Raw genomic sequence first — 24,473 nt, forward strand, 5'->3', positions numbered from 1 at the left:
CAGTGGGCATAGCGGCTTGTCAATGTCCAGATTAGGCTTGGAACTATCGTTCGACGCTGATCACGAGGCGCGGTGCTGACATCCTTCCAAACAAGTAGGGCCTGCCAGCGTCTCCACCAGCAGGCCCTTGTTCCCGAACGGGAAGCTCAGATCACATGCGCGACGCGACGTTTTCCCAGTTCACCAGATTGTCGAGGAAGTTCGACAGGTAAGCCGGGCGCTTGTTGCGGAAGTCGATGTAGTAGGAGTGTTCCCAAACGTCGCAGCCCAGCAGTGCGGTCTGACCAAAGCACAGCGGGTTCACGCCGTTCTCGGTCTTGGTCACGGCCAGCGAACCGTCTGCATTCTTGACCAGCCACGCCCAGCCCGAGCCGAACTGACCAGCGCCGGCAGCGCTGAACTGCGACTTGAATTCGTCAACCGAGCCAAAGCTTTCGGTCAGAGCCTTCTCCAGTTCACCGGGCATTGCGTTGCCACCGGGGCCCATCATCTCCCAGAACTGGTTGTGGTTCCACAGCTGGCTGATGTTGTTGAAAATACCGTTCTGGGCCACGGCGTTCGCGTCGTAGGTGCCGACGATGATGTCTTCCAACGACTTGCCGTCCCATTCGGTTCCGGCAATCAGCTTGTTGCCGTTGTCGACATAGGCCTTGTGGTGCAGGTCGTGGTGATATTCCAGCGTTTCCGCGGACATACCCTTGGCGGCCAGCGCGTCATGTGCATAAGGAAGATCAGGAAGTTCAAAAGCCATCTCGGCCCCCTGTTGAAAATGATTGTTGCGTTCCAAAGGTTAAATGCTTTGGCAAATGCCGCAGGTCAAGGGCAGAGATCACAAAACCCGGAGGTCCGCGATGCTGATTGAGGCGCGCAAGATGTTCTACCGCGCCCGCGGCTATTATAAGGGCAACCTGAACGGCGAGCCGTTTCGACTGGACCCCTATCATTCGAAATTCTGGCGCAAGGCTGCGGCTGGCCAGTGGGAGCCCGAGACATTTTCGGTGCTCGACAAGTATCTGACGCCCGACAGTGACTATCTGGACATCGGCGCCTGGATCGGCCCGACGGTACTCTATGCTGCCCGCCGTGCCCGCCATGTCTGGTGTTTCGAGCCCGATCCCACTGCATTTCGTCATCTGGCGTGGAATTTAGACCTGAACGACATTCGTAACGTTTCTGCCTTTGGTGTCGCGCTGTCTGACACATTCGGCGTCGCCCGGATGGCTTCGATCCGCGGCGAGCCCGGTGATTCCACCAGTTCCCTTCTGCATGATGGAGAGCATGGATCCGATGCGCTAACCATCGCGTGGGATCAATTTGAAGCGCTGAACGACCTATCCAATGTGGCCCTAGTCAAAATGGACATCGAAGGGGCAGAGTTTTTCGTTCTGCCAATGCTTATCCCGTTTCTTGCAAAACACCGTCCTGCATTCCTGCTCTCGACCCATGCGCCATTGCTGGCAGAGCATGAACGCCGAACAAGGATGCAATCCATAGCGGAACTGCTGGCATTTTATCGGTCCTGCCGCAGGAGCGACAGGACCGGAGCGGGGGTTGGGGACTTGACCGACGACACCGCGTTGTCCGGGTATCAGACATTCTTGTTTACCGATTGATGGGGCCAAGTCGCCCCAGAAACCCGTAAGATCAAAACAGACTTGGTGACGATACCGACTTGCATATACCAACTCCGCTGGGGCGATTGGAAACGTTGTCTTGTGGAAAGGACGCCGACATTTTGAACTTATTGTTCTTGGGATCAACAGTCGCCGTGTATGCCACCCGGAATTGACGCGTATTGTTGGAAGACAAGGTCACGCGCCATGACAAACGATACTCACCTTTGCGCGTCAGCTTGTATTTCGCACTGGCAGGGGTCTCAACCGGCGTATTCGCAAGTTCATTTGATGCCCGTATTGCCCCATCATAAGCCCGGGCGGTCTTGTTTTCGGGATCGACACTCAGCAGCACCCTGCTCGGAATCCAACCCTGCGCCTCCATGCTGTGAAGTTCACAATCGTAGTTTTTGATTTCAGCTTGGGCCACCCCTCCAGCAACAGCAAGGGTCAGCGCGGTAAGTAGTATTCTCATATTGAATCAACTTTCAAATAACTATTTTGGGGTCGGAATTGCCCGACAGTTTCCTTCTGCAAAACCGTCTCGTGGAAGATAACTGATAGTACTCTTCGATTTCGCGATGGCTTTCATCGTTTTGCGATCCAGCATTACCGAAAACTCCAGATTGAGCAGATCGATCGCGTCATAACGACTCTCGTTAGACGGATAGGTGCGACCCGTCGCAGAAAAGGTATAGTTGCTGCCAACCCAGGCAATCGACAGCAATTTGGGCGTATCTCGTCTAATTCGGCCCGAGCCGGAAGCTGTGTCGATTTTCGGAATCACGATATCGTGTATCAGTGCCGATCGACCGAATTGGTCAACTGAAAACACAAGGCGTTCCGGTGTCGGGCGATTGGTGAGCCCACGCGCAAACTCACACTCAAAGCTTTCTTTGTAAGTTTCTGAAACGGCAGCCACCGGTATCGTTGAAAGGGCTGCAAAACAAACCATTAAACTCTTATAAAAATTCATTTTTAGATATGATCTTCTACCAAAATACTATTGACCGTCAGACGATACCTCTCCTGTTTTCTTCACGCGATGCGAGAAAGAAGTATTTTAGGTTCTAGCTATGGCAATACCCAGATTTCAGCTGGAGATGCGCATTTTCACGCAGATTTATTGGGTAATTTGATCGGAATTCTAAAACAAAAAGACCGCCTCAAAACAGGCGGCCTTTTAAATTCTACCAGAGGGCTGGAGCTAGTAAACCCCAACCACACTGCCCGGCTGCGCCGCAACCTTGAGCAGTTTGAACACGTAATCCGCTGCCGAACGGAAGCAGACCACGCGGAAGGTTTCGGCGTCGTCCATCCAGAACGCTCCCGCCACCTGTGCAAGCCGCGAGCGGCGGATCTGGCCGGGCTGGAACGCCTCGGACGACAGCTCGACCGGGGCGACCTTGCCCAGCACTTCGCGCGCATTAGGCCCCGAGACGCTGAACACCGCGCGGGCATCCGACACGTTCACCGCCAACGTATGCGTGCCGCTGAGCGCGCCTGCCATATCGGCCAGTTTAGCCTCGACCTCGGCATAAGGCACCAGCACCAGCAATTCGTCGGTGGACATCCAGGCGACGCCGGTGTCGCCATTGACCAGAGCTTCGCGCTGGCCCGGTACCTTCTGGCCGGTGGCGTCCTTGACGGCCTTGGCCAGCACCTTGTCGGACAGATCGCCGCGCAGGGTGATCATGCCCTGCAGACCGCATTCGGCGATCTTGGCGATGCCCTCATAGCTGGCGTGGTTCAGTGCGCTGATGGGTTCAGACATTCTGCTTCTCCCCGTCCTTGTCATAGAAGATCGGGTCCACGATCTTGGCTTTGTAGATTTTGCCATCGGTGCCCGGGAACTCGATCACTTCGCCCATCCGGTCGGGGCCGTGCTTGATCAGGCCCATGGCGATGCCCTTACCCAGATTGGCCGAGTAATAGGTCGACGTCACACGCCCGATCATGTTGCGCTGACCGTTGGCATTCACACCGTCGGACACCGCATAGGCACCGTCCGGCAGAACAGAACCATCCACAGTCTCAAGCCCGACCAGTTTCCAGCGCTCGGGATCGGCCATATGGCTGCGCGAATGTGCGCGTTTTCCGAGGTAATCCTCTTTCTTCTTCGACAGCGCCCAGTGCAGCCCCAGATCCTGCGGGATCACGGTGCCGTCGGTCTCGTCGCCGATCATGATAAAGCCCTTCTCGGCCCGCAGGATGTGCAGACATTCGGTGCCGTAAGGCATCACGCCGAACTCCTGCCCCGCCGCGATCAGAGCGTCCCAAAACGCTTGACCCTGGCTTGCGGGAACCGCGATCTCATAAGACAGCTCGCCCGAGAACGAGATGCGATAGGCCCGTGCGTCGAACTCGCCGATCTTGCCGTCGCGCCACTCCATGAAGGGCAGTGCTTCTTTCGACAGGTCCATGCCACCGCCCGCTTGCGCGTTCAGCTTTTCCAGAACCTTGCGGGCGTTGGGACCCACAACGGCGACCTGAGCATATTGCTCGGTGACATTCGCGACATAGACTTTCCAATCCCACCATTCAGTCTGCAGCCACTCTTCCATATGGCCATGGATACGCTCGGCCCCACCGGTGGTGGTGTGGCACAGCCATGTGTCCTCATCGATACGGGCGACAACGCCGTCATCGATCAGGAAACCGTTTTCCGAACACATCAGGCCATAGCGGCATTTGCCGACCTTCAGCGTGGACATCATGTTGGTGTACAGCATGTCCAGGAACCTGCCCGCATCCGGGCCCTTGACGATCAGCTTGCCCAGCGTCGAGGCATCCAGCAGGCCGAGGTTCTCGCGGGTGTTCTTGACCTCGCGATTCACCGCGTCATGCACGGATTCACCGGGACGGACATAGGCATAGGTCCGACGCCAATGGCCCACCGGCTCCCAATCGGCGCCGTTCTTGTCATGCCAGTTGTGCATCGGGGTCTGACGGATCGGCTGGAACACCTCACCCCGCGCTTCGCCGCCGATCGCCCCCATCGAGATGGGGGTATAAGGCGGACGGAAGGTGGTGGTGCCGACCTTCGGAATTTCCGAATCCAGCGCATCAGCAAGGATCGCCAGGCCGTTGATATTGCTCAGCTTACCCTGATCTGTCGCCATACCCAGCGTGGTGTAACGCTTGGTGTGCTCAACACTCTCATAGCCCTCGCGCGCCGCCAGTTGTACGTCGGACACTTTGACGTCGTTCTGGAAGTCCAGCCAGGACTTCATGCGCAGCTGCACTTCGGCATTGGCGGGCATCAGCCAGACGGCCTGCATCGCAGCCTCGGCCGTGGTTTCACCCTTCGGCGCTTCTGCGGTTTTCGGCGTGAACCCGGCGCCATTGGCCGCGGCCTCGCCTGCGGTTTGCGCATCGGCCAGCACATCGCCCAAGGCCAATGGGCCGTTGGACGAACCAGCCGCAACAACGAAGCCCTCGCCATTCGCGCCCAGCGGCGGACGCTCGGGGTCGGGGCGGAAATGGGCGTTGGCTTCGTCCCAGATCAGCTTGCCACCGCAATGCGACCACATGTGCACGACCGGAGACCAGCCGCCCGACATCGCGACCGCGTCGGCCTCGATCTCTTCACGGGCACCGCCGACGCCTTCCTGATTGCAGATGGCAACTTTCTTGACGCGCTTGCCGCCTTTGACCTTGGCAATGGCCTTGCCGGGATCAACGCGAATACCCAGTTGGCGCGCCTCTTCGGCAAGCGGACCGGCAGATGCACGGGCATCCACTACGCGCAAAACATCCACACCCGCCTGTTTCAGGATGATCGCGGTGCGATATGCGTCGTCATTATTGGTGGCAACGATCACACGCTCGCCCGGGGTCACACCCCAGTTCACCACATAGTCGCGCATGGCCGAGGCCAGCATCACGCCCGGCACATCGTTGCCCGCAAAAGATAGTGGGCGTTCAATGGCTCCGGTGGCTGTGACAACCTGCTTGGCGCGGATGCGCCACAGGCGGTGACGTGGCCCCTGAGTGCCCGGTTTGTGGTCGGTCAGACGCTCATATCCCAGCACATAACCGTGGTCATAGACCCCCGCGCCCATGCAGCGATTGCGCATGGTGACGTTGTCCATTGTTTCGAGTTCGGAAACCAATTGTTCCACGAACTTATCCACAGGCTGCCCGTCAACGGTGCCACCATCAACCGGAGCGCGACCGCCCCAATGCGCTGTCTGCTCGATCAGCATGACCTTGGCACCGGATGCAGCAGCCGCTTTGGCCGCCTGCAAACCGGCGACACCGCCGCCGATCACCAGAACGTCGGTGAAGGCATAGAAGTGTTCATAGGTATCCGCGTCGCGATTGTCCTTGTCGGGCGCTTTGCCCAGACCCGCCGACTGACGAATGAACGGCTCGTAGACATGCTTCCAGAACGGTTTCGGATGAATGAACATCTTGTAGTAGAAACCGGCAGGCAGGAAGCGCGACAGATGGGTGTTGATCGCACCGATGTCGAATTCGAGGTTCGGCCAGTGGTTCTGCGACACGGATGTCAGACCGTTGAACAGCTCGGTCGTGGTGGCGCGCTGGTTCGGTTCAAACCGGTTGCCCTCGCCCAGACCGACCAGAGCGTTCGGCTCTTCCGCGCCGCTGGCGACAACGCCGCGCGGGCGGTGGTACTTGAACGACCGGCCCATCATCATCTGATCATTGGCCAGCAGCGCCGAGGCGAGCGTATCACCCTCGTACCCCTGCATCGAGGTGCCGTTGAAGGTAAAGGTGACCTGTTTCGACCGGTCAATCAGCCGGCCTTGTTGTGCGAGACGGGTGCTCATTGTGCGGACCTTTCGCAGATGGAGACGTCGGAGCCTCCGGCGGGAGTATTTTGGAAAAGATGAAGCATCAGGAGAACGCTCTCCACGTCCAGCCGGGGCGTTTGGCTGTGATCGCGTCCTTGATCTCTTGCGGCGGTTCGGTGGTTTGCGCCGAGTAGGTGCCGAACACCTCGAGCGTCTGCGTGCAGCGGGCGGCGTGGAACCACTTGCCGCAGCCATTGGCATGGCGCCAGCGCTCGAAATGCACGCCTTTGGGGTTTTCGCGCATGAACAGGTAGTCGTGGAATTCGTCATCCGACGAGCCGGGGCCGAAACGCTTCAGATGCGCCTCGCCGCCAGCGGCCAGTTCGGTTTCTTCTGCGTCCACGCCGCAACAGGGGCAATTCAGGATCAGCATGTGTTCATCCTTTTGACGGGTGGTCGGCACGGGGGCCAACCAGAATTCTATGAAGTGGCACGTTGGGCCCGGGCCCTTAGTGGGCCACCCCGGCGGCGACGCTCTCGTCGATGAAGCGGCCCTCTTTGAAGCGGTCCAGCGAGAAGGCTTCGGTCAGCGGCGAATGGCCGGTGGCCATCAGCTGCGCCATGCCCCAGCCCGAGCCCGGGATCGCCTTGAAACCACCAGTGCCCCAGCCGCCATTGATAAAGCAGCCCTGCAGCGGGGTTTTCGACAGGATGGGCGAGCGGTCGCCGGTCATGTCCACGATCCCGCCCCACTGGCGCAGCATCTTCAGGCGCGAGATCATCGGGAAAGTTTCGACCAACGCGCGCACGGTTTCCTCGATATGGTGGAAGCTGCCGCGCTGGGTGAAGTTGTTGAACCCGTCAGTGCCGCCGCCGATCACCATCTCGCCCTTGTCGGACTGAGACATATAGCCATGCACGGTGTTGGCCATCACGACCACGTCCATGCAGGGTTTGATCGGCTCGGACACCAGCGCTTGCAATGCGATGGCTTCAAGCGGCAGACGGAAGCCCGCCATCTCGGCCAGCTGGCCGGAATGGCCCGCAACCACAATGCCCAGCTTGTCGCAATCGATGGCGCCCTTGGTGGTATCGACACCCACAACGCGGCCGTTTTCCTGGCGCACGCCGGTCACTTCGCATTGCTGGATGATATCCATGCCCATGGCCGAACACGCACGCGCATAGCCCCACGCCACCGCGTCGTGGCGGGCAGTGCCGCCGCGTTCCTGCCACAGCGCGCCCAGAACCGGATAACGCGGGCCGTCCAGATTGATGATCGGCACCAGTTCCTTGACGCGCTCGGGCGTGATCCACTCGGTTTTCACGCCTTGCAGCGCGTTGGCGTGGGCCGTGCGCTGATAGCCGCGAATCTCGTGCTGAGTCTGGGCCAGCATCATCACGCCGCGCGGGCTGAACATGATGTTGTAGTTCAGGTCCTGGCTCAGGTCCTCATACAGGCTGCGCGCTTTTTCATAGATCGCTGCCGACGGGTCCTGCAGATAGTTCGACCGGATGATGGTCGTGTTCCGGCCGGTGTTGCCACCGCCCAGCCAGCCCTTTTCGATCACGGCGACATTCTGGATGCCATAGTTCTTGCCCAGGTAATACGCGGTCGCAAGACCGTGGCCACCCGCGCCGACAATGATGACGTCATAGCGCTTTTTGGGCTGGGGCGAACGCCAGGCGCGCTCCCATCCGGTGTGATAGCGCAGCGCTTCACGCGCCACAGCAAAGGCTGAGTAGTGTTTCATAAGCGAATCCATCCGGTCCGGTGATTGGCGCAGGTATGCCGCGCGGCGACATTTTACCCGTGCCATGCAACGTCGCAATATTGCGCTATTGCGACATGAGCGCGCTTCGCGGCCTTTTGTCCCTTTTGTCGCCGGGCTCAGGGGTCTAAATCAGGGCAACTGTTTCGGAGGGACCATGCCGTTCTGGGTTCTCATATTCCTGATCGCACTGCTGATTACCGCATTCCTGGGCTTCACGTTGCTACGCGGGCGACGCTCGGACGAGCCGACGGCGGCCTATGACCTTCGCGTTTATCGTGAACAGCTGGCCGGAGTCGACAAGGACCTGGCCCGAGGCGTGATCGCCGAAGCGGATGCCGAGCGTGTGCGCACCGAAATCTCACGCCGCATTCTGGCTGCGGATGCCCAGATGCGAGCCGAGGCCGGGGCGGCAGGACCGTCGCGCGCCGCGACGGCCATCACCTTGGGACTGATGGCTATTGTGCTGGTGGGGGGTGCTCTGGCCATGTACCGCCAGATGGGCGCTGCCGGGTTTCCGGATATGCCTTTGACCGCCCGGATGGAGATGGCGGATGAGCTGCGTACCAGCCGACCCGGCCAGACAGACGCCGAAGAGGGGGCGACGCCGATTCAGACGCCGCCGCTGGAAGAAAGCTATGCCACCTTGCTGAACCGCCTGCGCGAAACCGTGGCCGAACGTCCGGACGATCTGCAGGGACATATCCTGCTGGCGCAGCATGAAACCAATGCCGGGAACTTCAAGGCAGGATATGAGGCGCAATCGCGGGTCATCGAACTGTCCGGCACCAACGCCCCTGCCGAGGCTTATGCGGACCTGGCCGAGATGATGATTCTGGCTGCCGGGGGTTATGTCTCGCCCGAAGCTGAAACCGCCCTGCGGCAGGCGCTGGAACGCAACCCTAAACTGGGCCCTGCGCGGTATTACTGGGGTCAGATGCTGGCACAGATCGGACGACCGGACAGGGCCTACCGCGTTTGGGTTGAAACCCTGAATGATGCCCCGCCCGGCGCGCCCTGGGCAAACGCGATCCGTGCGCAAATCGATGAGCTGGCGTTTCGTGCCGGTGTGTTCAACGCGCCCGACTTCGCAGCCTCGGGGCCCAGTCCGGACGATGTAAGCGCAGCCGCCGAGATGTCGCCGGAAGAGCGGCAAGAGATGATCCGGGGTATGGTCGATGGCCTCTCGGACCGGCTGGCAACTGAAGGCGGCACGCCCGAGGAATGGGCCCGGCTGATCGCCGCGTTGGGCGTGTTGGGCGAAGGCCAGCGCGCCATCGACATCCGGGATGAGGCCATGGAGGTGTTTGCTGGCAACGACGAAGCGTTGCAAATGATCGATGCCGCCGCCCTGCAGGCCGGAATCGCGCAATGATCCACGACGCGTTTGAAGATTTCGCCACATCCCTGACCCCGATGTCCGCCCTGATGGGGCTGGATCTGGGGGAAAAGACCATCGGCGTTGCCGTCTCGGACCGGATGCGCGGCGTCGCCACCCCGCTTGAGACGGTGCGGCGCAAGAAATTCACCCTGGATTCGGCCCGGCTGATCGAGATCGTGACCGAGCGTGAGATTGGCGGCATTGTCCTGGGCCTGCCCCGGAATATGGACGGCAGCGAAGGTCCCCGCTGCCAATCCACCCGCGCTTTTGCACGGAATCTGTCGCGTCTGACCGATTTGCCCATAGGCTTCTGGGACGAGCGTCTGAGCACCGTGGCCGCAGAAAAGGCCCTGCTTGAGGCGGATACGACACGAAAGCGTCGCGGACAGGTTATTGATCACGTCGCAGCCGGTTATATCTTGCAAGGAGCGCTGGACAGATTGCGCTTTCTTTAACGGATCGGAAAACGCAGATGACAAACATGGTTTGGAAACGGAACGAGGTCGAAAGCCCGTGCGTCCAGATTTGCGTCGTGCATCCGACCGAACGCATCTGCACCGGCTGCTATCGCACCATCGACGAAATCTCTCGCTGGTCCAAGATGGACAGTTCCGAGCGTGCCGAAATCATGCAGGAATTGCCAGAGCGCAAACCGCGTCTGGCCAAGCGTCGCGGCGGGCGCGCGGCTCGGATGAGCCGCGACTGATCACCTGCGCGCCTCAGGTTCATGTTTCTGCCGGGTCTTCTGCAGGGTCGGTGTTGCGGACAGATCGTGTCGAAACAGGGCCATAATCTCGGCCTTCTCCATACGCTTGGCGCCACCCGACTTTTGAAGTTGATCGTGCAACATTTTGTTGCCCGCTGACGAAGGCAGAGTGTTTCCGTCGAAAACAGTGGAAAGCAATTTTCTCAAAGGCATTTTTCCCCTCCCACCAGGGTCCAGACAAAACGCCGTCGACTGTTCACCTTCCAAGGTCAACAGCGTTGCGCGGTCGCAAGTCTGGGTTGTTAGCAGCAATGCCGCGCATTTAGGGGGGATCGGATTCTGAATAAGGGGGAAAAACCGCGGCAATTTCGCAGAAATCCACCCCTTCCAAGCTTCTTTGTGACACTTCAGTATCTTGCCGGTTTCACAGGGCGCTTGGCCGCGTGTTTTATGACGCGGCGTCACTCTGAGCACTCATATTTGACAGAGCAGTTTCAACCCGCCGCCAACCAGGACTTGGCGTTTTCGTAATCCTCTGCCGGGAAATAGTCGGTGCGCGTGCCCAGCACGTGGCTGGCCATGCGTTGCGCCATCTTCTGCCAGGTCTTGTCCCCAACAATCGCGGCGCGGTCCAACACACCGATATGCCCGGCAGCAAGGCGGAAATGCGCCCCCATCGCCGACAGCCCCTGCCAGCCGTCAAACTCCCGCAGATCGATCAGCAGCCGGAACCCCTCGCGGTTTTGCAGCAACGCATCGAGATCGGATTGTGCCTGTTTGTACTCTTCGGAATCGAGCTTCCCCATCAGGCTGATCTGAACGCAGGGCCCACCCAGATCGGTCACGTGGATCGCGCCCAGAGACTCGCGCATCCAACGGCGCGCCTCCTCCAGCTCTTTCAGGCCAAACACATGCACCGGGCATGGCAGGATCGGCGCGGCCAGACGCACGCTGGTTTGCACCCACCCCTGATCGGCCACAACGCCGATCCGGTCGAACCCGCGCCAGTGACTGAGCCCCAGCTTGGTGTCCGACCAGGCCGCGCCCAGATCGTATCCCTTGAACTCGGACGTCACGATCGCCAGCAGGCGGATGGCGTCATGTTCTTCCAGCGCCGCCTCAATCGCGGGAACCAGCGTGGAGGCATAATCGGCGCTGGTGACCTCACCCGACAGCTCGACCTCGATCAGTGTGCCATCGGCGTTTGTGTGAACCGTAATCATCGAACCAACTCTCCAAAGCCAAATAATGGCAGGAGGTTACGGGGATTCGAGCCATTGCGCTACTCCGCCGGGCAACTCGGGGCGGAAATAAGCGATCATCCGTCCATCCGGCCCTGCGTTGGCATCCGGACCCCAAGGCGCAACACCATGCAGACAGTGGCGATGTAGCAGATAGGCCTCGCCGGGGCGCGCCGGCAGTTCGATCCGAGGGCAGGTTTCGAACACGTCGCGGCGGGCGGCCTGATAAATGTCGGTGATATCCGCGCTGGCCAGTTGGTCATTTGGCACATCCCTTAACGCGTCCCGGAAGGCATCACCCAGGATCTTGTGACTGCCGTCCCAAAGCACCATCGGCGCCGCATCTGCGCTGGCCTCGGTCAGCGGAATCCCCAGTATCCACGCATGCGGTTCATCGACCCGACGCCGCCGGTCAAGTCCCGTCGGCTTCAGCCCGTCCACATGCGCCGCATCCCGTCGCGCGCGATACCCTGCAGCAGCCTCGCTTTCGCCACGCCGGGGCTGCGGGTAGCCCGGATAAATCACCGAAACCTGCCCTTTGTGCAGATCAATCGGCCCGAATTGCTGATATGCCGACGCAATCGCAGCACCGCTCAAGACGGGCGATTCCGCAACCCTGCCCTGCGCGTCGTTATCCAGCGCGTCGACGCCGATAAACCATGTGCCCTCACAGTCATGCCATTCGGCATGCGCGGGATCGCGGACCGACGCCCGCGCCGCAGGCAAGGCATGAGCCACCCAATCCGCCAGCACCGGATCATAGGGAAACTTTACCCAGCCCCGGGCATGAAAGGTCTCTACCACCCCAATGCCTTTCTCAGCATGTTCAGCGCAATCAGTGTCAGAAAGACCGCAAACACCCGCCTCAGCGGCTTCGGGTCCATCGCATGGGCCAGTTTTACCCCCCAAGGGGCGGTAATCATGGTCATCGCCACGATGATCCCGAAAGCCACCAGATTGACCGCACCGATGGTCCATGGCGGGCGGTGTTCCGGGGCGATGTTCAGGAACAGAAACCCGATCACCGAGGGCACCGCGATGATCACGCCAAACCCCGCCGCCGTCGCCACGGCGCGGTGAATGGGTGTGTTATAAAGGCTCATCAGCGGCACGCCGAAGCTGCCCCCACCGATCCCCATCAGAACCGAAAGAAACCCCACCGAAGGCGAAAGCGCGGCGCGGCGCAGACCTTTCGGCATGGCATCCCCCAAGCGCCATTCGGATTTGCCCAAACCGAGATACAGGCCGATCACCACGCCCAGCGCACCGAACAGCGCCTGCAGAAACTCCGTTCGCAGCGCCGAGGCCACCAGAACGCCAACCACGGCGCCCACAGCAATACCCGGCCCCCAACTGCGCAGGATGTCCCAATCGACCGCGCCTTTCTTGTTGTGGCTCAGAACCGACCGGACCGAGGTGACAATGATTGTCGCCAGCGAGGTCGCCAGACACAGCTGCATCAATTGCGGCCCGCCATATCCAAGCGTCTGGAACGCATAGAAAAACGCAGGCACCAAAACGATGCCACCCCCGACGCCCAATAACCCGGCCAGCACCCCGGCCAGTGCGCCGATCACAAGCAGAAGGCCCAGCATCTGGGCCAGCAACATCATCTCGGGCATCGTTCCCCCATACCGGCCCGGGGCCGTCTCAAACCACCTGTTCCACCTGCGACAGTGACGCGACAGAGTCCAGCGCCTGCAAGATCACATCCGGGCCAGCCCCCTCGCGTACCGCGCCTTCGGACAGCATCCGCCGCCACCCCCGCGCGCCGGGACGACCCGCGAACAGGCCCAGCATATGCCGGGTGATCTGGTGCAAGCGCCCCCCTTCGGCAAGGTGCGCCTCGACATAGGGCAGCATTTTCTGCACCACCTCAATGGGATCGGCGACTTTACCCGTTCCGAAGATCAGCGGATCGGCAGCGGCCAGAATATCCGTCGGCTGATGATAGGCCGCGCGTCCAATCATGACACCATCCAATCCGGCCTCCAGATGCCGCTGCGCTTGCGCAAGCGAGGTGACGCCACCGTTGATCGAGATGTGCATGTCCGGAAACTCAGCCTTCATCCGGTGCACAAGATCATAGTCCAGAGGCGGAATATCCCTGTTTTCCTTAGGACTTAACCCTTGCAACCACGCTTTGCGCGCATGGATGGTGACGCGTTCGCACCCGGCCTTGCGAATCTGCTCCAGAAAAGCGGGCAGCACCTCGGCAGGCTCCTGCTCGTCGACGCCAATCCGGCATTTCACGGTGACTTCGACATCCACCGCCTCCCGCATCGCCGTAACACAGTCCGCAACCCGTTCAGGCTCGCGCATCAAAACTGCGCCGAATGTCCCGGACTGCACCCGATCGGATGGGCAGCCACAGTTCAGGTTGATCTCATCATACCCAGCCTCGGCACCCAGAGCCGCCGCCTGAGCCAGTTCCCGAGCATCCGAGCCCCCCAACTGCAATGCCACCGGGTGCTCTTGCGGGTTGTAATCCAACAGATGCAGTGCCCCGCCGCGCACCAATGCAGGGGCGGTGACCATTTCCGTATAAAGCAGAGTATCGGAACTGAGCAGACGATGCAGATACCGACAGTTCTTATCGGTCCAGTCCATCATTGGGGCAACGGACAGGCGCGCGCTTCTTCGGATATCTGTCAGGTTCTTGTCCGGCATATCTTTTCACGTCGTCAGGATGCGGTTTTCGCCAAGCACCGGATATACCTAAAGACCCACCAAGGGCAAACCGTTCCCGATCTTTGGAAAATGGTACCGCCTCCCTGGCTTGAACAGGGGACCTCTGGATCCACAATCCAGCGCTCTAACCAACTGAGCTAAGGCGGCACTCGTGAGGGGCGATTTAGCGAAGGCGTGCGGGGATTGCAAGGGGATTAAAGCCGAATTCGCCAGCTTTGTTCCACCAGATCGACTCCAAAAGAATGCACCGGCTTGCTATCGGTCAGCTCCCATCCAAACGCACGATACAGCGCGCAGGCAGCAGCGTGGCTTTCATGGGTCCACAGCACCATCTCGCGATATCCGACATCGCGCGCAAAGCTCATACAGGTGGTCAGCAATTGTTTGCCCAGCCCCTGCCCGCGTGCTTCGGGCACCAACAGAAACAGGCGCAACTTGGCCGTTTGGCCATCCTGTCTGACACAGAAGATGCTGCCCAGACGCTTGCCCGTACGTTCAGCGATCCAGCCCTGTTCGCACGCTGGATCGTGGTCGGCGACGAAATCCGCAAGGATACGGGCTACCAAAGCACCGAAACTGTCATCAAACCCTTCGTCACGGGAATAGAGGACGTCGTGTTGCGCGACCAGCCAAGGCGCATCCTTGGCGCGGAAGGGTCTGAGTATGATGCTCTCCATGCCTTATCTGACCTCAGAGTGCGCTTGATTCTCAACCCGCCGCGCGTTAGCACCAAGACGCATTTCCCGGAGGCACAGATGGGCATCAACACCGAACGCGACATCGAAGCGAATCTTCAGATCGGGCCAACCGATCAGGGCATGGTGCGCCTGTTCATCGAAGGTGCCGGCATCGAGATTCCGATGGATTTCGACCCCGAGGAGGCCGAAGAGATCGCCGAAGAAATCCGCGCCGCCGCTCAGGCTGCGCGGGCGGTCACAGGCTAAAGCCGGGGGTCACGTAGCGCCTGCAACCTGCGGGCCGCGTCCACCGCAAATTTTTGCACCATCTTCTTGCGCCGTGCCGGGGCCAGCTTGCTTTCAGGCCCCATACGGATGATTTCGGCGTCGTATGCATCGGCGATGATCAGGCCGGTTTCAGCCGGCAACAACTCGGTCGGGAAATCCGTATCTACGGCCCAAAAGAATCGGTCGCACCATTCCAGATAGCCCCGCCACTTGGAATCCGACTGATAATCGGCGCGGCTGGATTTGCATTCGACCACCCAAATCTCGCCCTTGGGTCCAAGGCCCATGACATCGACCCGCAGCCCTCGGGACGGGACGAATTCTTCAATCGAAACATAGCCATGGCTCGCCAAATGGCGCGAAACACCGCGCGCAAGTTTCTGTCCGGGTTGCAGATCCAGCGTCATGAGGTAAATGTGAACAATTCATGAACAAATTTCAAGAGGCTTGACATGATACCAATTAGTATCGCATTTATATGAAACCAAATGGTACTCCATCTGAGGTATCCGATGAACACGCAAACCCAAAACGCGTTCCGTGCGCTTGCGGACCCTACCCGCCGCGACATCGTTCAGATGCTGGCGGCGCAAAACATGACGATCGGGCAATTGACTGATCGCTTCGACATGACGCGCGCCGCCGTCAAAAAGCACCTGACGGTCCTGTCTGACGGAGGGTTGATCACTGTCGAGGCGCGCGGACGTGAACGCATCAATCGCCTTGAGCCCAAGGGGATGGCTCCGGTCCTCGACTGGCTCAGCTACTTTGACCGGTTCTGGGACGACCGCCTTGCAGACCTGAAAGAAGCAATTGAAAGGAAAGAGAAATGACGAATACCGTTTTGCAGAAAACTATCTTCCTGCGGGCCGAACCCGAGACCGTCTGGGCCTATCTCACACAGCCGGAACACCTGGCCGAGTGGTTTCACAAACCCAAACGTCCGCTTGCGCAAGGCGACAAGCTCGAGATGTTCGGCACCACCAGCGGCGACCTTCTGATCTGGGGCAAAGTGCGCGAGGCTCGCAAGCCGCATTACCTGGAATATACATTCACGGTGAAACCGATGGGTGACGCGGTCAGCGTGGTGAAATGGATGCTGGAACCTGTAGCAGGCGGCACCCGCCTGGGGCTGGTCCATGAAGGTCTGCCGCAGGGTGCTGACGCCTTTGGCCTGATCCTTGCGTTGGACAATGGCTGGGACGAGCATTTCGGCAAGATGCGCACCGCATTGCACGAAACTGTTGACGCCTGACCCCTTGTACGCGCCCGCCATACGCCCTAGTTAGGCCTTTGGCGGGTTCTGCCCTTCTTGTGACAGGTAGCATTCTGGTGGCCTTAAGCAATTCCGAGGGGGCTGGCTCTGTTCAGGTCCTGGCCTGATTACCCGGCGCCCACCTGTACATACAGGTCCTCGGGAATCAAACCGCACGGTTGACTGGTGGTCCCGCCACATTTTCCACGGAAATTCAGCGCTTTGCGCGGGATTCCTGTTTCGCCAGAGCAGGCTTGAACGTGTGAACGACCGGTGTTCCCCGCCGGGGGCCTTGCGGCTTTTCGGCCATGCTCATGATCTTATAGGCAAACTGAACGCCTGCGAACACGATGCCGTTCATGAACCAGATCATCGCCAAGGCGATCAGGCCGATCTCGGAACTCAGGATCAGATGCCGCAGGTTGGCCACGTTCAACGCCAGCAAAACGCCGACAAACACAGCCGAAATGGCAAATCCCCAGGCAACTTGTGTGATATATAGGCGGATCAGTTTGGGCATGGCGAACCTCATAGCGCTATAATATTCAGGTTAGCGCATATCTTGTCCGGGTAAAGGTGTCAGAATGCCTCGGGCTGCGCCTCGCGCGCCATGTGATCCAACACGGCGTTGACGAATTTCGGCTCTTTGCCTTCGGGGAAAAAGGCCCGGGCCACGTCGACAAACTCGGTGATAACCACCTTGGGCGGCGTGTCGCTTTGGGTCAGTTCAGCCCCCGCCGCACGGAACACAGCGCGCAAGGTCGGGTCGATGCGCGCGATGGGCCATTTGGCCACCAATGCCCGGTCGGTCATCTGGTCGATCGGGGCCTGATAGTTCACTGCATCGTCAACCAGTTTACGGAAAACGCTGATGTCGCCATCCAGCATTTCCTCGCCCTCGTAGACGGCTCCGAACCGGTGATCCAGAAACTCGGTCACAACCTGCTCGGTCGTCTGGCCCGATTGCTCCATCTGGAACAACGCCTGCACGGCATAAAGCCGGGCGGCAGATTTCATCAGGCGTTTCTGGTTGGCCGGTTTCGGCGCGTCTGTCTTGGTCATGCTGTCGTGGGTCCGTTGCTGTCGCCCGCCACAAGGATGGACTCGGACGGCGGCTTGAAGCCCACGCCCTTTTTGGAAGCGCCCCACTTACGGCTGAGCGCGATCAGATGCAAGGCCGCAGCGGCCGCTCCGCCACCTTTATTCATCTTTTCCGGATTCGCGCGCACTTCGGCCTGATCGTTGTTTTCCACGGTCAGGATGCCGTTGCCGATGCACAGCCCCTGAAGCCCCATCAACTGGATGGCCCGGCTGGAATCATTGCAGACGGTTTCATAATGCGTGGTCTCGCCGCGAATAACGCAGCCCAGCGCGACATAACCGTCGAAATTGCACTGACGGTCGGCCATGGCGATGGCGGTGGGGATTTCCAGCGCGCCGGGCACTTCGACGACTTCGCAGGTGCCGCCCGCCGCTTCGATTTCGGCCTTGGCACCGGAAATCAGATTGTCAGCGATGGCGCGATAGAACGGCGCCGCCACGATCAGCAACTTCACCGGCTTGTCGAATTCGGGTGTCGGCAGAACGCCATGTTCGTCTTGAGCAGCCATGATCAGTCTTCCTTCAGGATCGAGCGGGTGCCGACGATGGACAGACCAAACGCGTCGAGCCCCAGATATACGGTTTCCGGCGAGTCGGTCAGCAACACCAGTTCCTGAACGCCCATCTTGGACAGGATCTGCGCGCCCAGTCCGGTTTGCTTGATGGTCCGTGGGCCTTCGTCATCCGCCGCATAGAGCGAATTGCGCGGCTGGCGGAACAGGCAGACGACGCCGCGCCCCTCTTCCGCGATTTTCTCCATCGCGCGCGGCAGTTCCTGCGGCGATTTTGGACCGAGCCCCAGAATGTCGGGCGCTTCGTGCAAGGCATGGGTGCGGGTCAGGACCGGCTCGGGCGTGGTGATGTCGCCCTTGATCATCACCACATGTTCGATGCCGTGGGTCTGATCGGTGAAGATCCGCATCTCCCACTCGCCGCCATATTCTGAGTTTACGGTTTCGCGCGAGGTTTCGACCACCAGATTGTCATTGCGCGACCGGTACGCGATCAAGTCGCTGATCGTGCCGATCTTCATGTCATGCTGCTGCGCAAACTCCACCAGGTCAGGCAGCCGCGCCATGGTGCCGTCCGCTTTCATGATCTCGCAGATCACGCCGGAAGGGTTCAACCCGGCCAAACGCGAGATATCTACGGCAGCCTCGGTATGCCCCGCACGCACCAGCACCCCGCCCCGCTTGGCGCGCAGCGGGAAGATGTGACCGGGGGTGGCGATATGGGCCATTGTGTTCTGTTCGTTGATCGCCGTCGCCACGGTCAGCGCCCGGTCAGCGGCGGAAATCCCGGTGCTGACACCTTCGCGCGCCTCAATCGAAACGGTGAACGCAGTTTCGTGACGCGACGAGTTGTTCACGGCCATCATCGGCAGGCCCAGATTGTCGACCCGTTCCGCCGTCAACGGCAGACAGATCAGACCGCGCCCGTGGGTGGCCATGAAATTGATCGCCTCGGCATCGGCGAACTCGGCGGCGATGACCAGATCGCCTTCGTTTTCGCGATCCTCGTGATCGACCAGAATATACATCCGGCCCGCGCGCGCCTCGTCGATGATCTCTTCGATCGGGCTGATCGCGTCGCGCAGCTGGGCCTCGACCGGACCGGGGGTTTCAAAGCTCATGGGGCAGCCTTTCACAAGAGCATTTCTGCAAGGCGGGATAGACCACCCCGCGCCCAAAGGCCAGAGCGCAAACGGCGCGGGCGGGTTCGGACGCGACGTATTTGCCGGTCAGGACATCTCGGCCAGACGCGCAACATAGCGTGCCAGCGTGTCGATCTCGAGATTCACCTGATCTCCGACCGCCACATCGCCCCAGGTCGTGACCTCTTTGGTATGCGGGATGAAGTTGATGCCGAAATCGCAGTCATTTACATCGTTGACGGTCAGTGACGTGCCGTTCAGCGCAACCGAGCCTTTCGGCGCGATGAACCGCGCCAGATCCTTTGGCGCACGCAGGGTCACCCGGGTGCTGTCACCTTCGTCCTCTACCGCCACAACCTCGGCCACCCCGTCGACATGGCCCGAAACGATATGACCGCCCAGTTCATCGCCCACTTTCAGGGCGCGTTCCAGGTTGATCCGTTTACCAACCGCCCAGCTGGCCAGGTTGGTTTTCGAAACCGTCTCGGCGCTGATCTGCACGTCATACCAGCCGTCCCCCAGCGCGATCACGGTCAGACAAACCCCGTCGCTGGCAATCGAGGCGCCGATATCGATGCCCGCGGTGTCATAGGCGGTTTCGATCCGGGCCCGCAGGTCGCCCTGTTGGTCCAGTTCGGTGACAGTGCCGATATCGGTGACGATCCCTGTAAACATTTTGGCAACCCTCAAAGCCTAGCGTTAAGGGTGCAGGTAAAGACCGATGGGCGAACCGGCAAGCCCTCCTTGCCGCCAATGTGACAAAGAGGCATAGTTTTAACAATACGCACCACAAGACCAAGACACGAGCAGACGGAATGACATCCATCCCCCCTCGCCCTGACCGGCGCGTGTTCATGTTCCTGCAAGGACCTCACGGCCCGTTCTTCAACGCGTTGGGTCGGATGCTGCGCGCGGCGGGGGCGCAAGTCTGGCGGGTTGGTTTCAATGCCGGGGATCAGGTGTTCTGGCGTGATCGCGGCAGCTATATCCCCTATCTGAGCGAACCCGAGTATTGGCCGCAGACATTCCGCAACCTGGTGCACACGCATGATGTGACCGATATCGTGCTTTATGGTGACACCCGACCGGTACATGCCAAGGCTGTGTCCATCGCACAAGAGCTTGGCCTGACCGTTCATGTGTTCGAGGAAGGGTATCTGCGCCCCTGGTGGGTGACGTATGAGCGCGGAGGCTCGAACGGGAACTCTCGATTGATGGAGCTGGATGTGGCGGACATGCAGGCCGCCCTTGCGCGGTCCGAGGGGGCAACGCCTCCGCCGCCGACCCATTGGGGGGATATGCGCCAGCACATCTTCTATGGGGCCTTGTATCACTGGTTCGTTCTGTTCATGAACCGCCGCTACCGCAACTTCCGCAGGCATAGGGACCTGCCGGTTTCGAAAGAGTTTCGGCTGTATTTCAAACGTCTGACCCTGATGCCTTGTCATCGCCTTCAGCGCGCGCTTGCCACGGCAAAGGTTCGGTGGAACGGGTTTCCCTATCATCTGGTCCTGCTGCAGCTGGGACATGACAGCTCTGTCCGGTCGCATTCGGATTTCAACTGCATGAGCGCATTTCTTGAACAGGTGATCGCGGGTTTCGCCAAAGGGGCGCCCACCCATCATCACCTTGTCATCAAGGAACATCCGCTGGAAAACCATCGTGAGCCATTGCGGCAACTTGCCCGCGACTTCGCGCGTGCGCAGGGCCTCGAAGATCGGGTGCATTATGTCCCCGGCGGCAAATTGGCCGGGCTGCTTGCGGATGCCAGATCGGCGGTCACCGTGAACTCGACCGCGGGACAACAGGTGCTGTGGCGCGGCATCCCGCTGCGGATTTTCGGACGGTCCGTCTATGACAAACCAGAATTCGTTTCAGGGCAGAGCCTTGAGGCGTTCTTTGCTGCTCCAGACCTCCCCGATAGTAGCGCCTATCGGACCTATCGGCAGTTTTTGCTGGAAACCAGCCAGGTGCCGGGCGGTTTCTATTCGCGTCGCGGGCGGCGTCAGTTGCTGCGGCGGGCGGTCGATATGATGCTACACCCCCAGGACCCCTATCAGGCAGTTCTGAACCGCAACGCGACCCCTGCGCCACAGTTGCAGCTTGTTCGCTAGCTCCACTCAACTGTCGCTGGTAGTTTGAAAACCAACCGGGTAACCTGCCCAAAATCAAGACGACTGAGGTAAATCGGCAGTGCAGCGCTTTCCTACCCGATGGATACGGGGGGCTTCCCTTGTGGCAGCCCTTGGCCTGCTGGCAGCGTGCCAGCTTCCGAAATCCGGCCCGAACAAAACCGAAATCCTGTCCGGGTCTACCGTAAACGGTGGCAACGCCTTCGTCGTCGAGGTGGATGATCGCGTCACGCGCGCCACTGCAGCCGTTCCGCAATACGGATTTTCGCAGTCCTTCCGCAGCGCCCAAAGCGTGGCTTCGGACACGGTTCGTCCCGGCGACACGCTAAACCTGACCGTCTGGGAAAACGTTGAAGACGGCTTGCTGACCTCAGCGGCGGGCGGCGCCGCCAATCTGAGCGAATTGCAAGTCGACAGTGATGGCTACATCTTCGTGCCTTACGCGGGGCGTGTCCGTGCTGCGGGCAACACGCCCGAGCAGTTGCGCACCCTGATCGCCTCGAAGCTGGAAGAGCAGACACCGGACCCGCAGGTTCAGGTCAGCCGCACACCCGGCGATGGGTCGACGGTTTCTCTGACCGGCACCATCGGCGCGCCGGGGATTTATCCGATCGAACGTCCCACCGGCACCCTGTCGACCATGCTGGCCAGCGCGGGTGGCGTGGCCGTGGCCTCGGATATCGCATTGGTGACTGTCATTCGCGGCAAGCAACGCGGTACGATCTGGTATGACGATCTGTTCCGCAACCCGGAAACCGATATCGCTCTGCGTGGCGGCGACCGCATATTGGTTGAACAAGACAGCCGGTCCTATATCGCGTTGGGGGCCACAGGCGGGCAATCGCGCGTGGCCTTTGAAAGCCAGGACCTTTCAGCGCTCGAAGCGTTGGCGCAGGTGGGGGGGCTGCAATCACTGTCCTCGGACCCGACCGGCATCTTCATTCTGCGCAACGAGCGTCAGGACATCGCCCGCAACGTCATGGGCCGCGCTGATCTTCAGGGCGAACAGCGCATGATCTATCTGCTGAACCTGACCGCGCCCAACGGTCTTTTCATCGCACGGGATTTTGTCATCCGCGATGACGACACGATCTACGTGACCGAGGCCCCATATGCGCAATGGACAAAATCCATCTCGCTGATCGCCGGAGGGCTGACGCCGGTTGCGAATGTGGCGACGCTGACGGGCGGCTGATACATGCGACCCGATCCGGAACAATCGGCCGGGGGCGAACGCTCTCGGCTTTTTGTTTACAATGGCGGCTTCCTGACCCAACGGCGGGTGCGCCGCATTCTGTCGCTGGCCGGTTACGACATCCGGCTTGGCCTGCCGCAGGACGCTGATCTGATTGGTGTCTGGGGCAACAGTCCGACGGCGCATCGCGGGCTGTCCGTCGCCGAAAAGCGGGGCGTGCCGGTGCTGCGGGTCGAGGATGCGTTTCTACGCTCGCTCCACCCCGGACGGGCGGGCGAGCCGCCCATGGGGTTGCTGCTGGATCGATCCGGGCTGCATTTCGACCCAGCCACACCCTCGGACCTTGAAACCTTGCTGGCCACGCACCCATTGGACGATACCGCACTTCTGGACCGAGCGCGGGGTGGCATGGCCCGCCTGCGCGAACTGCATCTGAGCAAGTATTCCGCCTTTGATCTGGACCAAACGCCGCCCGATCCCGGATACGTTCTGGTCATTGATCAGACACAGGGTGACGCCTCGGTGACAGCAAGCCGCGCGGACCGAGCGCGTTTTCTTGAGATGCTGTTCGTCGCGCAAGAGGAGAACCCCGGTGCGCGCATCCTGATCAAATCCCACCCGGAAACCACATCGGGTTTTCGGGCCGGGCATTTCACGGATGAAGACCAGAATGACCGGGTGGAATTCCTCTCAGCCCCGATCAGCCCATGGTCGCTGTTCGAAGGGGCAATCGGTGTCTACACCGTGTCGTCACAAATGGGTTTCGAGGCCATTCTAGCCGGGCACAAACCCCGCGTCTTTGGCCAACCCTTCTATGCGGGCTGGGGTCTGACGCAGGATGAGTTTCCCGTACAGCGCCGACAGCGCAATCTGACACGTGCACAATTGTTTGCAGCAGCCATGATCCTGTACCCGCGCTGGTTCGATCCGTTCCATGACCAGTTATGTGACTTTGAAACCGCGCTGAACACGCTTGAGGCCACAACCCGAGCCTGGCGCGAGGATCACAGGGGGTGGACCGCCTCTGGCATGCGGGTCTGGAAACGTCGTCATCTGCAACGCATGTTTGGCCGATACGGCAAACTGCGCTTCGTGGCCGAGCCGCCCGCGACACAAACACAGCCACATATGAGCTGGGCCAGCCGGGCCGCAGACGCGACGGATATTGTCCGGGTCGAGGATGGCTTTCTGCGCTCGCGCGGACTGGGTGCGGAACTTGTCCCTCCGTTATCACTGGTGACCGATGATCTGGGCATCTATTACGATCCCACGCGCCCGAGCCGCCTTGAGGAATGGATCGCCACGCGTGAGGCCTTGCGCCCGGATCAACAGCTCCGTGCAGAACGGCTGATCGCGCGGCTGCTGGCCGAGGCGTTGAGTAAATATAACATTGGCACCCCCATGCCTGACCTGCCGCAAGGCCATCGCGTTTTGGTGCCGGGTCAGGTCGAGGATGACGCCTCGATCCGTCTGGGTACCAGTGCCGTTCGGACCAATCTCGACCTGCTGCAAGCGGCGCGCGCGGCACGGCCGGACGCCGTGCTGATCTACAAACCGCACCCGGATGTCGAAGCCAACCTGCGCGAGGGCAAGATACAGGCGGAAGGTCTGGCCGATGTGATCGCATCCGGCACCGATCCCGCAAATCTGCTGACGCAGGTGGACGAAGTCTGGACCATGACCTCTCTGATGGGGTTCGAGGCCCTGTTGCGCGGCGTGCAGGTCACCACTCTGGGCGCGCCGTTTTATGCCGGGTGGGGATTGACCACCGATCTGGGCGCGGTCCCGGCGCGGCGCGGCGCGCGGCCTTCGCTTTTGGGTTTGGTGCATGCCGCGCTGATCGACTATCCGCGCTATTTCGATCCGGTGACCGGTCAGCCCTGCCCGGTCGAGATCGCAATCGAACGATTGGCGCATGGCGAGCCAACCTTCAGCGGGCCGGTCAATCGCATTTTATCGAAACTGCAAGGTACATTGGCGACATACGTGCATTTGTGGCGCTGACCG

At 60.3% G+C, this 24,473-nt stretch carries 29 protein-coding genes and 1 tRNA gene; 10 read left to right on the forward strand and 20 right to left on the reverse strand.

Features of this window, described 5'->3' with window-relative positions:
- Positions 1-151 precede the first annotated feature (151 nt).
- Positions 152-751, reverse strand: a complete 600-nt coding sequence (locus ACR3E4_RS01050; protein ID WP_170564764.1) for a superoxide dismutase — start codon at positions 749-751, stop codon at positions 152-154.
- Positions 752-851: 100 nt separating this feature from the next.
- Between ACR3E4_RS01050 and ACR3E4_RS01055 the strand changes: the two genes are divergently transcribed.
- Positions 852-1,613, forward strand: a complete 762-nt coding sequence (locus ACR3E4_RS01055; protein WP_480531629.1) for an FkbM family methyltransferase — start codon at positions 852-854, stop codon at positions 1,611-1,613.
- Between the two features lie 31 nt (positions 1,614-1,644).
- Here the strand turns inward: ACR3E4_RS01055 and ACR3E4_RS01060 are convergent, their stop codons facing one another.
- The 6 genes from ACR3E4_RS01060 to ACR3E4_RS01085 all read right to left on the reverse strand — a co-directional run bounded on the left by ACR3E4_RS01060 (position 1,645) and on the right by ACR3E4_RS01085 (position 8,127).
- The gene (locus ACR3E4_RS01060; RefSeq protein ID WP_480531627.1) at positions 1,645-2,088 is read right to left on the reverse strand and encodes a hypothetical protein; all 444 of its coding nucleotides are present in this window, start codon (positions 2,086-2,088) and stop codon (positions 1,645-1,647) included.
- Between the two features lie 21 nt (positions 2,089-2,109).
- Entirely contained in the window at positions 2,110-2,589 is a 480-nt protein-coding gene (locus ACR3E4_RS01065; RefSeq protein WP_480531625.1) for a hypothetical protein, read from the reverse strand.
- A gap of 231 nt (positions 2,590-2,820) precedes the next feature.
- Entirely contained in the window at positions 2,821-3,387 is a 567-nt protein-coding gene (locus tag ACR3E4_RS01070; protein WP_480531623.1) for a sarcosine oxidase subunit gamma, read from the reverse strand.
- Positions 3,380-6,409, reverse strand: a complete 3,030-nt coding sequence (locus tag ACR3E4_RS01075) for a sarcosine oxidase subunit alpha family protein (RefSeq protein ID WP_480531621.1) — start codon at positions 6,407-6,409, stop codon at positions 3,380-3,382. Before ACR3E4_RS01075 ends, ACR3E4_RS01070 begins: the two co-directional genes overlap by 8 nt.
- Before the next feature lie 67 nt (positions 6,410-6,476).
- Positions 6,477-6,806, reverse strand: coding sequence for a sarcosine oxidase subunit delta (locus ACR3E4_RS01080; RefSeq protein ID WP_480531619.1), 330 nt, complete (start codon positions 6,804-6,806; stop codon positions 6,477-6,479).
- Between the two features lie 76 nt (positions 6,807-6,882).
- On the reverse strand, positions 6,883-8,127 hold the full coding sequence (locus tag ACR3E4_RS01085) for a sarcosine oxidase subunit beta family protein (protein WP_480531617.1): 1,245 nt from the start codon (positions 8,125-8,127) through the stop codon (positions 6,883-6,885).
- A gap of 175 nt (positions 8,128-8,302) precedes the next feature.
- On the opposite strand from ACR3E4_RS01085, the gene ccmI reads away from it, so the two are divergent.
- Genes ccmI through ACR3E4_RS01100 form a run of 3 tightly spaced genes read left to right on the forward strand, consistent with a single transcriptional unit; the run spans position 8,303 to position 10,232 of the window.
- Entirely contained in the window at positions 8,303-9,520 is a 1,218-nt protein-coding gene (gene ccmI, locus ACR3E4_RS01090; RefSeq protein ID WP_480531615.1) for a c-type cytochrome biogenesis protein CcmI, read from the forward strand.
- Entirely contained in the window at positions 9,517-9,981 is a 465-nt protein-coding gene (ruvX, locus tag ACR3E4_RS01095) for a Holliday junction resolvase RuvX (protein ID WP_480531613.1), read from the forward strand. Before ccmI ends, ruvX begins: the two co-directional genes overlap by 4 nt.
- 17 nt (positions 9,982-9,998) lie before the next feature.
- Positions 9,999-10,232, forward strand: a complete 234-nt coding sequence (locus ACR3E4_RS01100; protein WP_480531611.1) for a DUF1289 domain-containing protein — start codon at positions 9,999-10,001, stop codon at positions 10,230-10,232.
- On the opposite strand, the gene ACR3E4_RS01105 is transcribed toward ACR3E4_RS01100, so the two are convergent.
- From ACR3E4_RS01105 to ACR3E4_RS01135, 7 genes are all read right to left on the reverse strand, one after another.
- The gene (locus tag ACR3E4_RS01105; RefSeq protein ID WP_480531609.1) at positions 10,233-10,697 is read right to left on the reverse strand and encodes a hypothetical protein; all 465 of its coding nucleotides are present in this window, start codon (positions 10,695-10,697) and stop codon (positions 10,233-10,235) included.
- A 29-nt stretch (positions 10,698-10,726) separates the two neighbouring features.
- A complete protein-coding gene (locus ACR3E4_RS01110) occupies positions 10,727-11,455 on the reverse strand; it encodes a SpoIIAA family protein (protein ID WP_480531607.1) in 729 nt (242 codons plus the stop codon).
- Between the two features lie 36 nt (positions 11,456-11,491).
- Positions 11,492-12,277, reverse strand: a complete 786-nt coding sequence (locus tag ACR3E4_RS01115) for a hypothetical protein (RefSeq protein WP_480531605.1) — start codon at positions 12,275-12,277, stop codon at positions 11,492-11,494.
- Complete coding sequence (locus ACR3E4_RS01120) at positions 12,271-13,095, reverse strand: sulfite exporter TauE/SafE family protein (protein ID WP_480531603.1); 825 nt, start codon at positions 13,093-13,095, stop codon at positions 12,271-12,273. Before ACR3E4_RS01120 ends, ACR3E4_RS01115 begins: the two co-directional genes overlap by 7 nt.
- Positions 13,096-13,123: 28 nt before the next feature.
- Positions 13,124-14,143: a tRNA dihydrouridine(20/20a) synthase DusA gene (gene dusA, locus ACR3E4_RS01125; RefSeq protein WP_480531601.1), complete on the reverse strand. Its 1,020-nt coding sequence runs from the start codon at positions 14,141-14,143 to the stop codon at positions 13,124-13,126.
- 91 nt (positions 14,144-14,234) lie between these two features.
- Positions 14,235-14,311 (reverse strand) — tRNA-His (locus ACR3E4_RS01130).
- 47 nt (positions 14,312-14,358) lie between these two features.
- Positions 14,359-14,841 (reverse strand): N-acetyltransferase family protein, encoded by a 483-nt coding sequence (locus ACR3E4_RS01135; protein WP_480531599.1) that lies wholly within the window; start codon positions 14,839-14,841, stop codon positions 14,359-14,361.
- A 78-nt stretch (positions 14,842-14,919) separates the two neighbouring features.
- Between ACR3E4_RS01135 and ACR3E4_RS01140 the strand changes: the two genes are divergently transcribed.
- Complete coding sequence (locus ACR3E4_RS01140) at positions 14,920-15,108, forward strand: DUF6324 family protein (RefSeq protein WP_480531597.1); 189 nt, start codon at positions 14,920-14,922, stop codon at positions 15,106-15,108.
- Here the strand turns inward: ACR3E4_RS01140 and ACR3E4_RS01145 are convergent.
- Positions 15,105-15,536, reverse strand: a complete 432-nt coding sequence (locus ACR3E4_RS01145) for an MmcB family DNA repair protein (RefSeq protein ID WP_480531595.1) — start codon at positions 15,534-15,536, stop codon at positions 15,105-15,107. The two genes, ACR3E4_RS01140 and ACR3E4_RS01145, sit on opposite strands and share 4 nt — an antisense overlap.
- A 105-nt stretch (positions 15,537-15,641) precedes the next feature.
- Here ACR3E4_RS01145 and ACR3E4_RS01150 point away from each other — a divergent pair, with 105 nt between their 5' ends.
- Together ACR3E4_RS01150 and ACR3E4_RS01155 are read left to right on the forward strand one after the other, a co-directional pair.
- A complete protein-coding gene (locus tag ACR3E4_RS01150) occupies positions 15,642-15,962 on the forward strand; it encodes an ArsR/SmtB family transcription factor (protein WP_480531593.1) in 321 nt (106 codons plus the stop codon).
- Positions 15,959-16,384: an SRPBCC family protein gene (locus ACR3E4_RS01155; protein WP_480531591.1), complete on the forward strand. Its 426-nt coding sequence runs from the start codon at positions 15,959-15,961 to the stop codon at positions 16,382-16,384. Before ACR3E4_RS01150 ends, ACR3E4_RS01155 begins: the two co-directional genes overlap by 4 nt.
- A gap of 214 nt (positions 16,385-16,598) precedes the next feature.
- On the opposite strand, the gene ACR3E4_RS01160 is transcribed toward ACR3E4_RS01155, so the two are convergent.
- The 5 genes from ACR3E4_RS01160 to ACR3E4_RS01180 all read right to left on the reverse strand — a co-directional run bounded on the left by ACR3E4_RS01160 (position 16,599) and on the right by ACR3E4_RS01180 (position 19,814).
- Positions 16,599-16,904, reverse strand: a complete 306-nt coding sequence (locus ACR3E4_RS01160) for a hypothetical protein (protein ID WP_480531589.1) — start codon at positions 16,902-16,904, stop codon at positions 16,599-16,601.
- A gap of 59 nt (positions 16,905-16,963) precedes the next feature.
- Entirely contained in the window at positions 16,964-17,446 is a 483-nt protein-coding gene (nusB, locus tag ACR3E4_RS01165; RefSeq protein WP_480531587.1) for a transcription antitermination factor NusB, read from the reverse strand.
- Positions 17,443-17,994, reverse strand: a complete 552-nt coding sequence (locus tag ACR3E4_RS01170; RefSeq protein WP_480531585.1) for a 6,7-dimethyl-8-ribityllumazine synthase — start codon at positions 17,992-17,994, stop codon at positions 17,443-17,445. Before ACR3E4_RS01170 ends, nusB begins: the two co-directional genes overlap by 4 nt.
- 2 nt (positions 17,995-17,996) lie before the next feature.
- On the reverse strand, positions 17,997-19,118 hold the full coding sequence (gene ribB / locus ACR3E4_RS01175) for a 3,4-dihydroxy-2-butanone-4-phosphate synthase (protein ID WP_480531583.1): 1,122 nt from the start codon (positions 19,116-19,118) through the stop codon (positions 17,997-17,999).
- A gap of 108 nt (positions 19,119-19,226) precedes the next feature.
- A complete protein-coding gene (locus ACR3E4_RS01180; RefSeq protein WP_480531581.1) occupies positions 19,227-19,814 on the reverse strand; it encodes a riboflavin synthase in 588 nt (195 codons plus the stop codon).
- A gap of 140 nt (positions 19,815-19,954) precedes the next feature.
- On the opposite strand from ACR3E4_RS01180, the gene ACR3E4_RS01185 reads away from it, so the two are divergent.
- The 3 genes from ACR3E4_RS01185 (at position 19,955) to ACR3E4_RS01195 (ending at position 24,470) form a co-directional block, all read left to right on the forward strand.
- Positions 19,955-21,253 carry a capsule biosynthesis protein gene (locus ACR3E4_RS01185; RefSeq protein WP_480531579.1) on the forward strand — a complete coding sequence of 433 codons (1,299 nt, stop codon included), beginning with the start codon at positions 19,955-19,957 and terminating at the stop codon, positions 21,251-21,253.
- Positions 21,254-21,332: 79 nt separating this feature from the next.
- Positions 21,333-22,466: a polysaccharide biosynthesis/export family protein gene (locus ACR3E4_RS01190; protein WP_480531577.1), complete on the forward strand. Its 1,134-nt coding sequence runs from the start codon at positions 21,333-21,335 to the stop codon at positions 22,464-22,466.
- 3 nt (positions 22,467-22,469) lie between these two features.
- On the forward strand, positions 22,470-24,470 hold the full coding sequence (locus ACR3E4_RS01195) for a capsular polysaccharide biosynthesis protein (RefSeq protein WP_480531575.1): 2,001 nt from the start codon (positions 22,470-22,472) through the stop codon (positions 24,468-24,470).
- Positions 24,471-24,473: the final 3 nt, after the last annotated feature.

The sequence above is a fragment of the Ruegeria sp. AP11 genome, from assembly GCF_056535865.1.

What these genes read in the sequence shown, in the direction of transcription:
- ACR3E4_RS01185 (WP_480531579.1), top strand. Translation starts at nt 19,955, where the DNA reads ATGACATCCATCCCCCCTCGCCCTGACCGGCGCGTGTTCATGTTCCTG.
- ACR3E4_RS01150 (WP_480531593.1), top strand. Translation starts at nt 15,642, where the DNA reads ATGAACACGCAAACCCAAAACGCGTTCCGTGCGCTTGCGGACCCTACC.
- ACR3E4_RS01085 (WP_480531617.1), bottom strand. Translation starts at nt 8,127, where the DNA reads ATGAAACACTACTCAGCCTTTGCTGTGGCGCGTGAAGCGCTGCGCTAT.
- ACR3E4_RS01145 (WP_480531595.1), bottom strand. Translation starts at nt 15,536, where the DNA reads ATGACGCTGGATCTGCAACCCGGACAGAAACTTGCGCGCGGTGTTTCG.
- ACR3E4_RS01160 (WP_480531589.1), bottom strand. Translation starts at nt 16,904, where the DNA reads ATGCCCAAACTGATCCGCCTATATATCACACAAGTTGCCTGGGGATTT.
- ACR3E4_RS01075 (WP_480531621.1), bottom strand. Translation starts at nt 6,409, where the DNA reads ATGAGCACCCGTCTCGCACAACAAGGCCGGCTGATTGACCGGTCGAAA.
- ACR3E4_RS01070 (WP_480531623.1), bottom strand. Translation starts at nt 3,387, where the DNA reads ATGTCTGAACCCATCAGCGCACTGAACCACGCCAGCTATGAGGGCATC.
- ACR3E4_RS01135 (WP_480531599.1), bottom strand. Translation starts at nt 14,841, where the DNA reads ATGGAGAGCATCATACTCAGACCCTTCCGCGCCAAGGATGCGCCTTGG.
- ACR3E4_RS01155 (WP_480531591.1), top strand. Translation starts at nt 15,959, where the DNA reads ATGACGAATACCGTTTTGCAGAAAACTATCTTCCTGCGGGCCGAACCC.
- ribB (WP_480531583.1), bottom strand. Translation starts at nt 19,118, where the DNA reads ATGAGCTTTGAAACCCCCGGTCCGGTCGAGGCCCAGCTGCGCGACGCG.
- ACR3E4_RS01080 (WP_480531619.1), bottom strand. Translation starts at nt 6,806, where the DNA reads ATGCTGATCCTGAATTGCCCCTGTTGCGGCGTGGACGCAGAAGAAACC.
- ACR3E4_RS01060 (WP_480531627.1), bottom strand. Translation starts at nt 2,088, where the DNA reads ATGAGAATACTACTTACCGCGCTGACCCTTGCTGTTGCTGGAGGGGTG.
- ACR3E4_RS01170 (WP_480531585.1), bottom strand. Translation starts at nt 17,994, where the DNA reads ATGGCTGCTCAAGACGAACATGGCGTTCTGCCGACACCCGAATTCGAC.
- ccmI (WP_480531615.1), top strand. Translation starts at nt 8,303, where the DNA reads ATGCCGTTCTGGGTTCTCATATTCCTGATCGCACTGCTGATTACCGCA.
- ACR3E4_RS01050 (WP_170564764.1), bottom strand. Translation starts at nt 751, where the DNA reads ATGGCTTTTGAACTTCCTGATCTTCCTTATGCACATGACGCGCTGGCC.
- ACR3E4_RS01055 (WP_480531629.1), top strand. Translation starts at nt 852, where the DNA reads ATGCTGATTGAGGCGCGCAAGATGTTCTACCGCGCCCGCGGCTATTAT.
- ACR3E4_RS01110 (WP_480531607.1), bottom strand. Translation starts at nt 11,455, where the DNA reads ATGATTACGGTTCACACAAACGCCGATGGCACACTGATCGAGGTCGAG.
- ACR3E4_RS01065 (WP_480531625.1), bottom strand. Translation starts at nt 2,589, where the DNA reads ATGAATTTTTATAAGAGTTTAATGGTTTGTTTTGCAGCCCTTTCAACG.
- ruvX (WP_480531613.1), top strand. Translation starts at nt 9,517, where the DNA reads ATGATCCACGACGCGTTTGAAGATTTCGCCACATCCCTGACCCCGATG.
- ACR3E4_RS01180 (WP_480531581.1), bottom strand. Translation starts at nt 19,814, where the DNA reads ATGTTTACAGGGATCGTCACCGATATCGGCACTGTCACCGAACTGGAC.
- dusA (WP_480531601.1), bottom strand. Translation starts at nt 14,143, where the DNA reads ATGCCGGACAAGAACCTGACAGATATCCGAAGAAGCGCGCGCCTGTCC.
- ACR3E4_RS01120 (WP_480531603.1), bottom strand. Translation starts at nt 13,095, where the DNA reads ATGCCCGAGATGATGTTGCTGGCCCAGATGCTGGGCCTTCTGCTTGTG.
- ACR3E4_RS01195 (WP_480531575.1), top strand. Translation starts at nt 22,470, where the DNA reads ATGCGACCCGATCCGGAACAATCGGCCGGGGGCGAACGCTCTCGGCTT.
- nusB (WP_480531587.1), bottom strand. Translation starts at nt 17,446, where the DNA reads ATGACCAAGACAGACGCGCCGAAACCGGCCAACCAGAAACGCCTGATG.
- ACR3E4_RS01100 (WP_480531611.1), top strand. Translation starts at nt 9,999, where the DNA reads ATGACAAACATGGTTTGGAAACGGAACGAGGTCGAAAGCCCGTGCGTC.
- ACR3E4_RS01140 (WP_480531597.1), top strand. Translation starts at nt 14,920, where the DNA reads ATGGGCATCAACACCGAACGCGACATCGAAGCGAATCTTCAGATCGGG.